General features: G+C 45.1%; 13 protein-coding genes. 12 read left to right on the top strand and 1 reads right to left on the bottom strand.

What is annotated here, in order from left to right; translation table 11 throughout:
• Positions 1-10: 10 nt before the first annotated feature.
• The 12 genes from pyrR to lnt all read left to right on the top strand — a co-directional run bounded on the left by pyrR (position 11) and on the right by lnt (position 13,869).
• A complete protein-coding gene (gene pyrR, locus Q8P28_09235) occupies positions 11-544 on the top strand; it encodes a bifunctional pyr operon transcriptional regulator/uracil phosphoribosyltransferase PyrR (GenBank protein ID MDP2682970.1) in 534 nt (177 codons plus the stop codon).
• Entirely contained in the window at positions 541-1,467 is a 927-nt protein-coding gene (locus Q8P28_09230) for an aspartate carbamoyltransferase catalytic subunit (protein ID MDP2682969.1), read from the top strand. Before pyrR ends, Q8P28_09230 begins: the two co-directional genes overlap by 4 nt.
• The gene (locus Q8P28_09225) at positions 1,460-2,776 is read left to right on the top strand and encodes a dihydroorotase (protein MDP2682968.1); all 1,317 of its coding nucleotides are present in this window, start codon (positions 1,460-1,462) and stop codon (positions 2,774-2,776) included. Before Q8P28_09230 ends, Q8P28_09225 begins: the two co-directional genes overlap by 8 nt.
• A gap of 7 nt (positions 2,777-2,783) precedes the next feature.
• A complete protein-coding gene (purS, locus tag Q8P28_09220) occupies positions 2,784-3,023 on the top strand; it encodes a phosphoribosylformylglycinamidine synthase subunit PurS (protein MDP2682967.1) in 240 nt (79 codons plus the stop codon).
• Entirely contained in the window at positions 3,020-3,706 is a 687-nt protein-coding gene (purQ, locus tag Q8P28_09215; GenBank protein ID MDP2682966.1) for a phosphoribosylformylglycinamidine synthase subunit PurQ, read from the top strand. The genes purS and purQ overlap by 4 nt, the downstream gene beginning before the upstream one ends.
• A 24-nt stretch (positions 3,707-3,730) precedes the next feature.
• Positions 3,731-6,517 carry a hypothetical protein gene (locus Q8P28_09210; protein ID MDP2682965.1) on the top strand — a complete coding sequence of 929 codons (2,787 nt, stop codon included), beginning with the start codon at positions 3,731-3,733 and terminating at the stop codon, positions 6,515-6,517.
• Positions 6,518-6,615: 98 nt separating this feature from the next.
• On the top strand, positions 6,616-8,349 hold the full coding sequence (locus tag Q8P28_09205) for a DUF1957 domain-containing protein (GenBank protein MDP2682964.1): 1,734 nt from the start codon (positions 6,616-6,618) through the stop codon (positions 8,347-8,349).
• A 106-nt stretch (positions 8,350-8,455) separates the two neighbouring features.
• Positions 8,456-9,436 (top strand): PhoH family protein, encoded by a 981-nt coding sequence (locus Q8P28_09200; GenBank protein ID MDP2682963.1) that lies wholly within the window; start codon positions 8,456-8,458, stop codon positions 9,434-9,436.
• Positions 9,437-9,494: 58 nt separating this feature from the next.
• Positions 9,495-11,210, top strand: coding sequence for an HDIG domain-containing protein (locus tag Q8P28_09195; protein MDP2682962.1), 1,716 nt, complete (start codon positions 9,495-9,497; stop codon positions 11,208-11,210).
• Positions 11,113-11,565 carry an rRNA maturation RNase YbeY gene (gene ybeY / locus Q8P28_09190; GenBank protein ID MDP2682961.1) on the top strand — a complete coding sequence of 151 codons (453 nt, stop codon included), beginning with the start codon at positions 11,113-11,115 and terminating at the stop codon, positions 11,563-11,565. The genes Q8P28_09195 and ybeY overlap by 98 nt, the downstream gene beginning before the upstream one ends.
• A 26-nt stretch (positions 11,566-11,591) precedes the next feature.
• The gene (locus tag Q8P28_09185; protein MDP2682960.1) at positions 11,592-12,326 is read left to right on the top strand and encodes a diacylglycerol kinase; all 735 of its coding nucleotides are present in this window, start codon (positions 11,592-11,594) and stop codon (positions 12,324-12,326) included.
• Position 12,327: 1 nt separating this feature from the next.
• The gene (lnt, locus tag Q8P28_09180) at positions 12,328-13,869 is read left to right on the top strand and encodes an apolipoprotein N-acyltransferase (protein MDP2682959.1); all 1,542 of its coding nucleotides are present in this window, start codon (positions 12,328-12,330) and stop codon (positions 13,867-13,869) included.
• A gap of 39 nt (positions 13,870-13,908) precedes the next feature.
• Here the strand turns inward: lnt and Q8P28_09175 are convergent, their stop codons facing one another.
• A complete protein-coding gene (locus Q8P28_09175) occupies positions 13,909-15,804 on the bottom strand; it encodes an ATP-binding cassette domain-containing protein (GenBank protein MDP2682958.1) in 1,896 nt (631 codons plus the stop codon).
• Positions 15,805-15,984 lie beyond the last annotated feature (180 nt).

The following is a 15,984-nucleotide window of genomic DNA, read 5'->3' as shown; positions in this document are numbered from 1 at the left end:
GAAGGTTGATATGCATAGAAAACATATAATGGATGAAAAGGACATGGAAAGGGCGCTGACAAGGATAGCGCACGAGATTATTGAAAAGAATAAGGGTGTTGAAAATATCGTCATCCTTGGCATTCCGACCCGCGGCGTATATATTGCCAGAAGATTAAGGGAGATATTAAATAAAACAGAGGATGTTAACCTGCCGGTCGGCGCTGTTGACGCAACTCTTTACAGGGATGATATCGGGATGAAGCATGACCAGCCGGTATTAAAAGAAACAGATATACCCGTTCCCCTTGATAATAAAAAGGTTATTATTGTTGATGATGTGCTTTTTACAGGAAGGACAATCAGGGCTGCGATGAATGTGATAATGGACTTCGGAAGGCCTGCCAATATCCAGTTTGCCGTCCTGATAGACAGGGGGCACAGGGAACTTCCCATAAGACCGGATTATGTCGGCAAGAATGCGCCCACCTCAGTACAGGAAAAGGTAAAGGTGCGCTTGAAAGAGACAGATGGCGAGGATGATGTGACTGTGGAGATTGAATGAGGCTTAAGAGAAAAGATATATTAACTATTGAAGATCTTGCAAGAGACGAGATAGAACTTATCTTATCAACTGCGCAGTCCTTTAAAGAGGTCTCTGAAAGGGAGATAAAAAAGGTTCCGACGCTTCGCGGCAGAACCATCATAAATCTTTTTTATGAGGCATCTACAAGGACAAGGACATCCTTTGAGATTGCCGCAAAGAGGATGAGCGCTGACGCGATAAATATCTCTGTGTCAACAAGCAGTGTTGTAAAGGGCGAGACATTAAAAGACACTGCAAAAAATCTTGAGGCAATGCACCCGGACTGCATAGTCTTGAGACACCCTTCAAGCGGCGCGTCTGAAATACTTGCAAGGCTTGTAAAGTGCTCTGTGATAAATGCAGGGGACGGCAGCCATGAACACCCAAGCCAGGCGCTCCTTGATTTATTGACTGTCAGGGAAAGATTTGAAAAGATAGAGGGCTTAAAGATTGCAATAATAGGCGATATTTCTCATTCAAGGGTTGCGAGAAGCAATATATACGGCTTCATAAAACTTGGTGCAGAGGTCATGGTTGCAGGGCCTCCTACAATGATGCCTTCCGGCATTGAAAAAACCGGGTGCAGGGTATTTTACAAAATAGAAGATGCTATAAAAGATGCGGATGTTATAATGATATTAAGGATTCAACTGGAAAGGCAGAAGGCAGGACTGTTCCCGACAGTGAGGGAGTATTCAAGGTTGTTTGGCCTTGATTCTGTAAAACTTGCAAATGCAAAAAAGGATGTTGTCATACTTCACCCGGGGCCAATAAACAGGGGTGTTGAGATTTCATCTGATGTTGCTGACGGGCCGTATTCACTGATATTAGGTCAGGTCAAAAACGGCGTTGCTGTGAGAATGGCGCTGTTTTATCTGTTGCTTGGAGGCAGCCGTGAATAAGTTCTTAATCAAAGGCGGAAGGGTGATAGACCCTGCAAATGGGGTTGATGGGATAGGGGATGTATTGATTGAGGGGGAAAAGATAAAAGAAATCAGAATAGAAGGTCAAAGAGTCAAAGTGTCAAAGGGGCAAAGGGTTAAAGACTCTGACACTGGACTCCGAACCATTGATGCCTCTGGACTACTTGTCTGCCCGGGTTTTATTGATATGCATACGCATCTGCGGGAACCTGGTTATGAATATAAGGAGACCATCAGGACAGGCACAATGGCGGCAGCAGCAGGCGGATTTACCTCAATTGCGTGCATGGCAAATACAAACCCGGTAAATGATAATACATCGGTTACACGGTATATACTTAAAAAGGCAATGGAAGAAGGTGTTATAAATGTTCTTCCCATTGGCGCAATAAGCAAAGGACTGAAAGGTGAAACCCTTGCAGAGATAGGAGAATTAAAAGATTCAGGATGCGTTGCAATATCTGATGACGGAAGGCCTGTTGCAAACAGCGGGCTTATGAGACTGGCAATGGAATATGCAAAGCAGTTTAACTTATTGGTAATAAGCCACTGCGAAGACACAGGTCTTGCAGGGGATGGCGTTATGAATGAAGGTTTTGTGTCAACAAAACTCGGACTTAAAGGCATTCCCGATGCAGCAGAGGATATTATGGCGGCAAGAGACATTGCACTGGCGGAGCTTACAGAAGGAAGATTGCATATTGCCCATATAAGCACAAAAGGATCTGTTGCGCTTGTAAGAAATGCAAAACAAAGAGGATTAAATATTACGGCAGAGGTTACGCCGCATCATTTTACCCTGACGGATGAGGCTGTTATAGGCTATAATACAAATACAAAGATGAACCCACCGCTTAGAACCATGCAAGATATTGATGCAATAAAAAGAGGGCTTGAGGATGGAACAATAGATGCGATTGCAACCGACCATGCACCGCAAACGCTTGATGAAAAGGATGTTGAGTTTGATAAGGCGGCAAACGGGATTATCGGTCTGGAAACAGCCCTGCCTCTGTGTTTAAGGCTTGTTTCCGATAATGTTTTAACATTGTCGGAATTGATTGCAAAATTATCCGCAAATCCGGCAAAACTGTTTGGGCTTGACAGCAAGGGGCAATTAAAAGTCGGGGCCGATGCTGATATAGCAATTGTTGACTTGAACAAGGAGTGGATTGTGGATGCCAAAGAATTAAAATCAAAGAGCAGGAATACGCCGTTTGACGGGTGGAAAATGAAAGGGAAGGCTGTAAAGACAATAGTTGCAGGAAGGGTAGTCTATGAAAGATAGAGATTTTATGAAGGCAAAGGTTTTTGTGACATTAAAAAAAGGCGTGCTTGACCCGCAGGGAAAGGCTGTGGGCGATGCCCTTGCATCTATGGGATACAGTGAGGTCAAGGGTTTAAGAATAGGCAAGTTTATTGAAGTTGAGCTTGACACCTCATCTAAACAAGATGCGGAAAAAAGCCTTAAGGAAATGTGCGAAAAACTTCTGGCAAATACTGTTGTTGAAGACTACAGGGTAGAGATAGAATGAGATTTGGCATAATCGTATTCCCAGGCTCAAACTGCGACCACGACTGCTATCATGCGGCCAAGCATGTTATGGGCCAGGAGGCTGAATATATCTGGCATAAGGATACAAGCCTCAAAGGGTTTGACTGTATTATCCTGCCAGGCGGATTTTCATATGGAGACTATTTACGGACCGGAGCTATTGCCAGATTTTCACCGGTAATGAATGAGGTGATTCGTTTTGCAAATAAAGGCGGTCGTGTTATAGGCATATGTAATGGTTTTCAGATATTAACAGAGGCAGGGCTTTTGCCGGGGGTCTTGATGAGAAACAGGAGCCTTAAGTTCATCTGCCAGAATGTTTATGTAAAGGTAGAGAATAACCAGACCATGTTTACAAATACATATCAGAAAAACCAGATATTAAACATCCCTATTGCCCATGCTGACGGAAATTATTTTGCGGATAAAGACGCTATCAAAAGGCTGGAGGATAATAACCAGATAATTTTCAGATATTCTACTCAGGACGGCCGAATTACAGAGAATATCAACCCAAACGGCTCAGTCAATAATATTGCAGCCATAATCAACGAAAAAGGAAATGTCTTCGGAGCTATGCCTCACCCTGAAAGGGTTTGTGAATCAATCCTTGGGGGAGAGGATGGGAGAGGGATTTTTGAGGGAATTATTAAAAGACAGTAAGCAGTAAGGAGTTTCGTAGGATGGATGAAGCGAAGCGCACCCATCTGTTGTAAGCTGCCTGCTAATTCTATGCCGACAGATACCTACCATACATTCGTCAAAGAGAGGCTCAAAGTCCTTGATGGTATTTTACAAAAAGGATTTGAACTTAAAACAGGCAGATTGTGGATGATAGAGCCTTCTTATACGAGATTCCGTTTAGGGGAGTCTATAAAAGACTTAAAGATACCCTGCCTGTTCGGCGTAGAAGATGAGTCTGTAATAGAAAGAGCCATTCTTGCGCTGCTGATACTTTTAAGAAGACGTTTTGAACCAGGCTCTGAACACGAAATCAAAGGCAGCCTTCCTTCCACCATTGATATAAAAACAACCCTCTCAGAGAAGACTTATAGGACAGATTATTTCCTGCCCGGCTCAGTAGAAAAAAATATTGCCTGCGAAATATTAACAACAACACCCTTTATTGACAGCGGGATATTAAAGGCATGGCTTTCTCCGGATGGTTATGGAAAGACATTTTATGCGCTGGTCAAGGGAATATTGGGAAAGGCCGTGCTTGAAGAGGTGCGCTTGGAAGGCGTGGAGAAGACATCTGTTCTGGCGATTATGGCTATGATAAATATTGCCATACGGAAGAAAGAGGCCATTATAAGAAATACAAAGATAAAAGGCCTTAGTTATGAAAGGCTGGATCAGATAGCAGGGCTTGCCCTGTATTTTGTTTTTAAGGCTGCTGTAAAGGATGTGGCGTCTGAAATAAGACAAATAACGGCTTCTAATAGCTCTGCAGCGCCGATGGTTTTTGAGGAATGGTTTACACCAAGAAGTTTTTTGACCATTCATGGGAATATTATTTTAAGCGATTTAAATCCATACGGGCTTCAGGCCGATGTAGTCTCTTTATTAAAGCCATTTTATGACAATGCACTGGGGACAGATTTGAAATCTGTCCCCAATCAGGATGCCGCAAGTATTATCCAGATGATGGAAAATGAGATAAAAAAGGATTCGTCTCTCAGAGAAGGGCTTTTCAGGTTCTCCAATATAAACCATTTAAGACAGCTGATAGGCGATTACCTTCTGGATTACGACACCCCTGGAATGGGGATTAACCAGATGCTTGCCGAATTATATCAGGACAATAGATTTATTCAGATGCTCTTTACGGATACAAAGATAACGACGAGACTGAAGGAAGGTTTAGAAAATATAAAGGCGCAGTTTCAAAAGGATATAGGCAGAATAGAGAGAATAGATGCAATAGAGGAGTTTATAGACTCCGTTAAAAAAACCACCTTTAGCGGCTTATTAGGAATAAGAAAAGGGGGCATGTACGTTAGGGACATATTAGAGTCATTTACCGCGTACAGATTTGATGAAGATGTGGAGAGGTTTGCCGGTCCCATGCGTGAATTGATGGTTGACAGGCGCGGTGAGTTTTCTATCGAGACATTGAAAATGGAATATGAAAGGGGAAGGCTTTACCGGTTTTCCTCTGATAGTATGGCAATATTAAAGGAGTTAGAGGCAGAGGATGAAGGACATCTCTTTGTAGACATGAAGGATTTTACAAGGAAGACCCTGAGGGCAAAGGAGATCATAATGGCGGACTTTATGGAATCAAATTTCTATAAGCCCATCCTCAGGGCCGCAGGCAGATACGGCTCTTCAGCCCCTGGTTTGGCATATGATGAAAAGAACATAAAATTGAACAATCTGCTTGGCGACGCCGTGGTATTTTCCGGCGGGGTCAGCAATCTTATTGCCTTGGCAAAGGATATTCGGCTGGTTATGAAGAGGTATAAAGAGCAATTAGAGAGAAGGGTTCATCATATTGCAGAAGAAGAGCTTCTCCGCAGCATCCATAAGAACTTTGAGGCAATGAAAGAGGAGTTTGGCAGGGAAATGGCTGAATTGGAGAAGGCTGTGGCTGCCGGCGGTAAAGGATTAGAGGCCAGGGCAATAGAATTGAAGGAGAAGGAGGACAGGCTGGAGAAAACATATAAAGATGAATTGGAGGCTGCGATAGGACAGGAGATGGAGGCAGGTCTCTTTATTACCTATGGCAGCAAGGCTGAGATTATTGTAATGAGAGACGCTTTCTGGGGCGAGTTAAAGGTGGCTATTGGAGAAAAGATAAATGAAGCAGCCAGAGGCACTGCGAGAAGTTCTATAGTAAGGGCAAAGATGGAGAGGCTTCTTGAAGAAGAAAGGATTAAGAGGCGCAACCCAAGCCTCAAATATCCGCTTGATGTTTATATAGATAAGACATATGGTTTCCTTGTGCCTCCAAGCATGGATGAGCATCTGGAAGGCATGATTATCCGTAAAGATATGTCTGAGGCAAAAGACCTGGCTTCTGCGCTGGCCCAGGAATGTTTCAGAGATTTTAGAAGAATTATTTCCGGCGAGCCCCTTTCCTCTCTAAGGATATTGAGCGCTGCCAGCGATATATATAATAAAGGCCAGGCATTGAGCGCGGATGCGTTAAAGGCATATATTAAAGAGAACAGCGGAAGGGGGTTCTTTTTTAAGCGGGAGGTTCGGATAACTGAATTGAACAAAGAAACACAAAATACCTTCTTCTTTCCGTTTAAGGCGCTGGAATTGTGGTTTGGCGTGTTTATGACAGAGGGGATTAAACAGATAGATGTGATATGCAAGGCAGGAGAAATAATATTTAAGGGTTTTGAGTCGGCAACCCCTACAATTGTCTATGAGATAGTTAATAAGGATTCAGATTTTTCAAAACTTCTGTTAGCGCATCACTTTGATAAGTGGTATGAAGAGGCAAGGGGAGTTGGATATTGATTGAAATTGCAAAAGGCGCAGCCTTATGATAGAAATCAAAATAACATAAAATGGATAAGGGTTAGAGGGTTCTCGACCCTTTTATTCATAGGAGGCTTATGGAAAAGATTGGTTCATTTACCTTTGTTTTACATTCCCACCTTCCTTATGTTCTATCGCACGGCAGATGGCCTCACGGAACAGACTGGCTGAATGAGGCGGCGGCAGAGACATATATACCGCTTTTGAACGTCTTTAACCGTTTAATTGCAGAGGGAATTAGCCCGAAGGTGACCCTTGGGCTTACGCCTGTTTTAACAGAGATGCTTGTAAATCAGTCCTTTAAATCAGAGTTTAAGACATACCTTGGCCAGAAATTGGAAGCGGCAGGTAAAGATATAGAGGAGTTTGAGGCCCTTGGCCAGGCTGATTTCGCAAAGCTCGCCAGGATGTGGAAAGACTTTTACCGGAACATATACAAGGATTTCATGGAAAAATATGAACAGAATATTGTAAAGGCTTTTGCAGATATGCAGAGAGAGGGGCATATAGAGATAATCACCTGCGGGGCAACCCACGGATATTTTCCGCTCCTTTCACAGGATATAAGCATACAGGCGCAGGTCAAACAAGGGGTATCGTCGTATAAAAGACATTTTGGAAAACAGCCCCGGGGTATATGGCTGCCGGAGTGCGCCTACAGGCCGGGTTATAAATGGTCGCCGCCGGTTGATACAGGCGTCAAAGTGGAGGCTTATAGCAGAAAGGGTGTGGAAGAATTTTTAAGCGAGAATCATATTGAGTATTTCTTTATAGATGCGCACCTGTTAAAGGGCGGAAAGGCAATAGGCGTCTATCTTGACAGATTTGAGGCCCTGCAAAATCTCTGGGCAAGATTTTCTGAACAGTATAAGCCGCTGCCTGAGGCTGCAGAGAAGACGCCTTATAAGGCCTATTGGGTTGGTTCCGCGGCAGAGGGAAAAATGCCTGTGGCTGTTTTTACAAGAGATCCAAAGACCGGCCTTCAGGTTTGGAGCGGGGAGTGGGGCTATCCGGGGGATGGCAATTACCTTGATTTTCATAAAAAGCGATTTCCTGGCGGCATGAAATACTGGAGGGTTACCAGCGCAAAGGCAGACCTTGCGGATAAAGAAAGATATGTGCCTGAAATTGCTTACGCGAGAACATCAGAGCAGGCTGAGCATTTTAAAGAACTTATAAAGGTAAATCTATCTGAGTATCTCAAGGCTCAAAATGAGCCCGGCATTGTTGTATCTCCATATGATGCGGAATTATTTGGCCACTGGTGGTTTGAAGGGCCTGAATGGCTTTACAGCGTAATAAAGGCCGTTCATCTTGATGGAAGTATAGACATGGTAACTGCAGGCGAATATCTTGACAGGCAAAGACCAACAGAGGTCATATCACTGCCTGAAGGTTCGTGGGGAGAGGGAGGCTATCACTGGATATGGCTCAATGACACTAACCAGTGGACATGGAAGCATATCTACGAGGCAGAGGAAGAGATGATAAAAATCGCAAGGCAATACGGCAACAAAAAAGAAGACAACCTGCTGCAGGATATTCTTAAACAGGCTGCCAGAGAGCTTCTCATACTTGAGGCCTCTGATTGGCAGTTTCTTATAAGCACCTTTTCTGCAAAGGATTACGCAGAGGCAAGGATTGTAAGGCATTACGAGGATTTTAAAAGGCTTGCCGGGTTGGCAAGGGATAAAGGCGAAGGAAAGGATATTTCAAATAGCGATAAAATTTTTCTTGATATGTGCCAGAAAAGGGATGACCTTTTTCCTGACATTGATATTGCATGGTTTAAAGAGCTGGAGTTTAAATAACAAGAGTCAAAGTATCAAAGAGTCAAAGTGTCAGAGTATGAGAAAAGACTTTGACACTATGACCCTCTGACTCTGTGATGCTATTTTTTTGAGGAGTCAGGCCTTGTTGAACATAGAAGAAAAAATCTTTAAGCACATTACGATAGAGGATAATGCTATTGCCGCTTCTCTGTTCGGCGAGACAGGTGAAAATCTGAAGCGTCTGGAGAAAAAACTTGGGGTAAAGCTTGATACAAGAGGAAATCTTATTGTAGTCCACGGCGAGGGTCAAAGGGTTCAACTGGCAGAAAGGCTTTTAAAAGAACTGTGCGAACTGCTCCAAAAGGGCTATGCCCTTCATCCAACTGATATAGACTACGCCATAAGGGCGATTGAGACGGATAGAGAAGTCCACCTTGCCGATATATTCACCGATACTGTCTATATATCATTTAAGAAAAAGATTATTTCGCCAAAGAGTCCTGCGCAGAAAAAGTATATAGATATGATAAGAAAATACGATATTGTTTTTGGCATAGGACCGGCAGGGACAGGCAAGACATATCTGGCGATGGCGATGGCAGTGGCTGCGCTGTCGAAAAAAGAGGTGGACAGGATAATACTCACCAGACCCGCTGTAGAGGCAGGAGAAAAACTCGGATTTTTGCCGGGCGATCTGGCTGCAAAGGTTGACCCATATCTGAGACCTCTCTACGATGCGCTTCACGATATGATTGATTTTGAAAGGGCGGAAAAACTCATAGAGAGGGGGATGATAGAGGTTGCCCCGCTCGCATTTATGCGCGGCAGGACGCTCAATGATTCTTTTGTAATCATGGATGAGGCCCAGAACACTACATCCGAGCAGATGAAGATGTTTTTGACGCGGCTTGGGTTCAGCTCAAAGGCAGTTATAACAGGAGACATAACTCAGATAGACCTCCCCCTTGCAAAGCCGTCCGGCCTTGTAGATGCCCAGAAGGTATTGCAGGGCATTGAAGGCATAGGGTTTTCATATTTTACCGAGAAGGATGTGGTGAGGCACCCGCTGGTTAAGGAGATAATTAAGGCATACGAGGGAAGGGGGAGGAAGAAAGAGGAGACATAAGGTTAAGGTTAAGAAAAACTCAACATAGTAATTACTCAACCTCAACCTATTTTTAGTTATGCACACAGCATCAATAAAATCCCCTGTTTTTCAGAGATGGGCCACTGCTGTTCTAATTAGCGGCATTGTGGCTCTTTTATTTTCTACAAACATTTCGCTTTTTGGTTATTCCTACAAGGCCGGTGATATTGCGGTCATAGATGTTATGGCTGACCATGATATCACATTGGAGGGGACAGATATAAAAAAGGGGGAGATTGTTGTAAGGGGAGGGGACAGGATTACAGAAGATGCGGTTAAAAAACTGAAGGCGGTGCAGGATGCCTCTTACGGCAAAGGTTTTTTAATTTCTACCGTTGGCGTCTTTCTTTTTAGCATAATTCTTTTTTACACCGCCTACACCTTTTCTGCGCGGAATATAAGAAAATTTGCGTCATCACCCAAGGACATCCTCCTCATGGGTGTTATACTGATAACCATTCTCACGCTTGTCAGGCTTTCGTTATTTATTGCAAAGTCCATTGAAACAGCATTTCCTGTCATACCATTTCATCCGTATCTGTATCTCCTGCCGGCAGCCGCAGGGCCGATGCTTGTCCGGCTTTTCCTGAATTCAGAGACCGCGCTGATTTTTGCCGCAGTAATAAGTCTGATATCAGGCGTGTTTTTAGAAGGCAGCCTGGGTCTTGCGGCATATTTTTTTATCGGCGGAATTGCAGCGGCCAAAGCTGTCCGCCATGCCACGCAAAGGGCTACCATAACAAAGGCAGGTCTTATCCTGGGTTGTATAAATGTGCTTGTCATTGCAAGTTTTATCATTCTCAAAGGCAACTGGTCATTAACAGAAGGTGTCATTACAATCCTCTTTGGATTCATTGGCGGCCAGATAACATCAGTGATAGTTACAGGCGTGGCGCCTGTATTTGAGATTGTATTCGGATACACAACCAATATAAGGCATCTTGAACTGGCAAGGATGGACCACCCGCTGTTAAAGGAACTTGCGCTCCATGCCCCTGGCACGTATCACCATTCAATTATTATAGGGAGCATGGTGGAGGCGGCAGCAGAGGCAGTGAATGCCAATCCTCTTCTGGCAAAGGTAAGCGCCTATTATCATGATATCGGCAAGGTAAAAAACCCATTATATTTTATTGAGAATATGCGGGGTGAAAATAAACACGACAGTCTTGCGCCCGAGGTGAGCGCCAGGATACTTATATCGCATGTAACCGAAGGCGTAGAGCTTGCAAACGATCACAGGCTTGGAGAGGAGATTACAGAGATAATCCGGCAGCACCACGGCACATCTCTCATAAGCTATTTTTATCAGAAGGCAAAGGCTAAGGAGGGTATAAATATCTACGAGGTTGACGAAAAGGATTTTCGGTACCCAGGACCTAAACCGAGAAGCAAGGAGGCAGGTCTGGTGATGCTGGCCGATGTGGTGGAGGCCGCATCCAAGACCATCCCTGACCCGACATCGGCAAATATTCAGGCTATGGTTCAAAGGATAATAAACAGGGTATTTATGGACGGCCAATTAGACGAATGCGAATTAACAGTAAAAGACATTAATGCCATTGCAAGGAATTTTAAAAGGGCGCTCATCGGCATGTTCCATCAGAGAATAGAATATCCGGAAAGAACAGATTTTATATATCAAGGGGGAGTTATTGAAGGTATTGATACAAAAAGAGCAGAAGGCGGGGGCTGGGATAAAGGAGATAAAGAGGCTGGCAAGAGAGGTATTAAAAGATTTGGGCTGCCGTGACAATGCGGAGTTGAGCGTACTCCTGACTGACAATGCCGGCATTCAGAAACTGAATAAACGTTATTTAAAAAAGGATAAGTCTACGGATGTGCTTTCGTTTCCCATGTGGGATTTTAACTCCGAACCCCGAACTCCCAACTCCCAACTCATTTTGGGCGATGTTGTCATATCAGTAGAAACTGCAAAAACACAGGCGAAAGAAAATGGCGTAACTCTGAATCAAGAGATGGCAAGGCTTTTGATTCACGGCATACTTCATCTATTGGGTTTTGACCACGAAAAAGGACGCAAAGAGGCTTTGAGGATGAAGAAAGAGGAGAAGAGACTAATGAAGATTGCAAAGTGCAGATTGTAAAATGTAATATATCTGGAGATTATAAATTGGAAGAAGATAAAGAACTCGTAAAACCAAAAAATATTTTTGAAAGCCTCAATTGCGCCATAGAGGGCGTCATATATGCAGTAAGACATCAGAGGCATATAAGGTACTTCTTTGCTGCAGCAGCGGCATCTCTCTTTTTAAGCCTTATCTTAAATCTTCCCGCAGCCGAGTTTGCGCTTCTTTCGCTCTCCATTGTAATATTGTTATTTGCAGAGATGGTAAACACCGCCATTGAAACTGCGGTAGATATTGTCTGCGGCAAAAAATATCATGCGCTGGCAAAGATAGCCAAGGATGTTTCAGCAGGAGCTGTTTTAATATCATCCATTGGCGTGTTTATTATGGGTTATATTATTTTTTCCAAATATTTGACCATCCCGTTTTCTCAGGTATTGCGAACCGGCAGCGCGTTTAAAGTCCATATTGCCGTTGTGTCGCTGCTTGTTGTGCTTATAAATGTTGTTGTATCAAAGGCATATTTGGGAAAGGGCGCTCCGCTTCACGGTGGTATGCCGAGCGGTCATTCTGCTGTTGCCTTTTCCATCTGGGCTGCTGTTGTTCTCCTGACGCTTGACCCTGTTGTAACGGTTCTCACCTTTGTTATGGCGCTAATGGTGAGCCACAGCCGTCTCGTGGGAGGCATACACACAAAATTTGAGATACTACTCGGCGCCCTTCTTGGAACAGGTGTGACCTTTTTTATCTTCTATATCTTTTCTTTTGTATCAAAATAAAATGTGGCGTAATATTTTTTTAACCTTACTTTCGGCAATAGCGCTTGCTGCCGCATTCCCGCCCATTGATCTGGAATTTCTGGCGTGGATCGGTATGACGTCGTTCTTTTTTGCATTGGACGGCAATAATAAGAAAAGCGGTTTTTTTCTCGGCCTTCTGTGGGGATTTATTTTTTTCCTGGGAACAATCTATTGGGTTGTCAACTCAATGGTCAGTTACGGAGGCATTCCATTCTTTACCGGAGTGCTGATTCTCATGCTCCTTGCCTTGTATCTAAGTCTCTTCTTTGGCATGTTTGGGCTTGGCATGGCGGCGATGTCATCAGTCAGCATGAGCCCAATGCTCACAATCCTGTTTGCCCCATCATTGTGGGTGGCGCTGGAATACCTGCGGGGCAACATGATTACATTCGGCTTTCCGTGGGCTCTCCTCGGTTATTCTCAGTCTACCTTTCTCCCGTTGATTCAGATAGCGGATATTACAGGCGTATATGGAATATCTTTTTTAATAGTCATGGTCAACGCGGTAATCTTTTTTGCGCTGTCGTACTGGATTGGAAAAGAAAAGAGGCTGCCTGTTAAAGAGGGGCTTCTTGTTTTTATTATTCTGATGGTGGTTTTAATATACGGCCTTTTCAGAATTTCTGAAATAGACAAAGTTTCTGAGCATTGGAAAACCCTCAGGATTGCCATTGTCCAGGGCAATATTGACCAGGGCAGGAAATGGGACGCCTCTTTTCAAAAACAAACAGTGGATATTTATAGAAATTTAAGCCTTGATACGGCGAAGCAAGGCGTAAGGCTGATAATCTGGCCGGAAACAGCGGTTCCATTCTACCTTCAGTCTGATAAAGATTTGGGGATGGAGATATTTAACGTGCCAAAACAAACCAATACCTATCTACTTACCGGCAGCCCTGCGTATGGACCAGGTTTTGGCGGGGAGGTAAAATATTACAACAGCGCATTTCTCATATCGCCAGAGGGTGAAATCATTGGAAAATATGATAAGATCCACCTTGTGCCTTTCGGTGAATATGTGCCGCTTAAAAAATATCTACCATTTATCCATAAACTTGTTGTTGGCGTGGGTGATTTTACTCCGGGTAAATGGCTTGAGCCGCTTGAATTTGAAGGTAATAGTTTTGGCGTCCTGATATGTTTTGAATCAATATTTCCGGAACTTGCAAGAGGTTTTATAAAAGATGGCGCCGGTTTTTTAATCAACATCACCAACGACGCATGGTTCGGCAAGACATCCGCGCCTTATCAACATTTTTCTCAGGCAATCTTTCGTGCTGTGGAAAATAAGGTTTTTTTGATAAGGTCGGCCAATACAGGCATAAGCGGCGTGATTGACCCTATTGGCAGGGTTAGGGCGCAAAGCGGCATTTTTACAAGGGAAACAATAGGCGATGAAGTAAAATTAAGAGATGCGCGCCTGTTTACATTTTATTCAAGATATGGTGATATATTTGCAATTGGGTGCTTCCTGTTTGTTGTTGGTTTTTGCTTGTTGGTTGTGAAGAGAAAAAGAAAATGACAATGTATTTTGCAAGAGGCCCAGACCATGCTATCAATTTTAACCCTTCACTGCCTCCAGTTCATCCCACCGCTTATACGCCTCGGCAAGTTCTTTTTCCAACACTTCATGCCGTGCCTTATACACAGTGACCTTTTTGCCGCTCTCCCGATAAAAGACCGGATCAGCCATGGTCGCCAGGATCTGCCGCTGCTCCGCATCAAGATCTTCAATACGCTTCGGCAGAGTATCAAGCTCTTTCTGCTCTTTAAAGCTCAGTTTGCGCGGGTTCTTTTTTTGAGGACTCGGCTCCACATTTTTAACCTCAACCTTTGACGGGACAGCATGGACCACATTCATCGGCTGTTTCTGGCGAAGCCAGTCGTCATATCCTCCGACATATTCACTCACCCTGCCATTGCCCTCTAACACGAGAGTGCTGGTGACGACATCGTTGATGAACGCGCGGTCGTGGCTCACGAGCAGCACCGTACCGGGGTAATCCATCAAGAGCTCCTCGAGCAGATCGAGTGTCTCGATATCCAAGTCGTTCGTGGGCTCATCGAGCACAAGCACGTTCGACGGCTGGGTAAAGAGCTTCGCGAGCAACAGACGGTTCCGCTCTCCGCCGGATAGAACATTCACGGGACTGCGGGCACGGGCAGGCGCGAACAGAAAATCTTGCAGGTAGCCGATGACATGCCGCCTATTGCCGTTAATGATCACATGGTCATTGCCGTGCGCAACATTATCCTGAACGGTCTTTGCATCATCAAGCTGTCCACGGTGCTGGTCGAGATAGGCCACTTCGAGGTTCGTGCCGTGCTTCACTGTACCCTTTTGCGGCTTCAGGTCGCCAAGCAGTATCTTGAGCAACGTGGTCTTGCCCGAGCCGTTCGGCCCGATTATACCGATCTTGTCCCCACGGATGATGGTCGTTGAAAAATCGCGGATAACCACATTCCCGTTGTAGCTGTGGCTTACCCCAGTCGTCTCTATAACCAGCTTGCCTGTGCGTTCTGCTTCCTGTGTCTGCATGCGCGCCACGCCAATCAACTCTCGCCGATCGCTCCTTGTTCTGCGCAGTTCCATGAGCGCACGCACGCGGCCTTCATTGCGCGTCCTGCGCGCCTTGACACCCTGGCGGATCCAGATCTCTTCAGCGGCAAGCTTCTTGTCAAACTTAGCATTCTCTACAGCCTCTCCATCGAGCGCCGCCTGTTTAAGCTCTATATAGGTTTGGTAACTGCCGGGCCAGCTCGTGAGTCTGCCCCGGTCGAGATCAACGATCCGTGTTGCGAGCTTCTGTAGCAGCATGCGGTCGTGGGTCACGAAGAGCAATGTCCCGCCGAATGAGAGCAGAAATTCCTCGAGCCAGGCAATGGCATCTATATCCAGGTGGTTCGTTGGCTCGTCGAGGAGCAAGAGGTCCGGTGCGTCTGCCAATGCCCTGGCCAGCAGAACACGTCGCTTGAGACCGCCCGAAAGTTCCGAGAACTCAACGTCTTCGGGAAGCTGCAATCGCGTCAGTATCTCATCAACGCGCTGCTGCATCTGCCACCCGCCCGCTGCCTCGAATTTGTGCTGCACATCCTCGAGCTCGGACATCAGCTTCTCGCTGTGGTCATGGGCCAGTTTGGCGCTCACGTGATGATAAGCGGCAAGCAGTTTCCCCTGCTCGCCGAAGGCGCTCGATACCACGTTGAACACGCTGCCGAAAAGCGCATTGGGAACCTCCTGCGTCAGAAGCGTGATGCGCACGCCCTGCTGGAACACGATATTGCCGCCGTCTGGCTTTATCTCTCCGGTGATGAGCTTCATGATCGTGGACTTGCCAGTACCGTTCCGTCCGACCAGACAGACCCGCTCACCGCGGTCGATGGAGAGATCGACTCCTTCGAGCAGGAGCGGCCCGCCGAAGCTGACCTTGACGTTCTGTAAACTCACTAATGCCATGCAATACCCCGTTCTTTATCAACTTGTTGCGCCCGCACAATGTACTCCATGGCCTGCTGAATTGCAACCGAAAACATGGATTAACTGGAAAACGAAAAGGAGGGCAGGCAAAGAAAAACGCCCATAAACAACTTGATTTGTCTCATCTTCTGTGTAAAATATGATTATCATGATTTTGCG

The organism is Deltaproteobacteria bacterium (genome assembly GCA_030690165.1).
Taxonomy (GTDB): Bacteria; Desulfobacterota; GWC2-55-46; order UBA9637; family UBA9637; genus JACRNJ01.
This window is presented reverse-complemented; position numbering and strand designations above follow the sequence as displayed.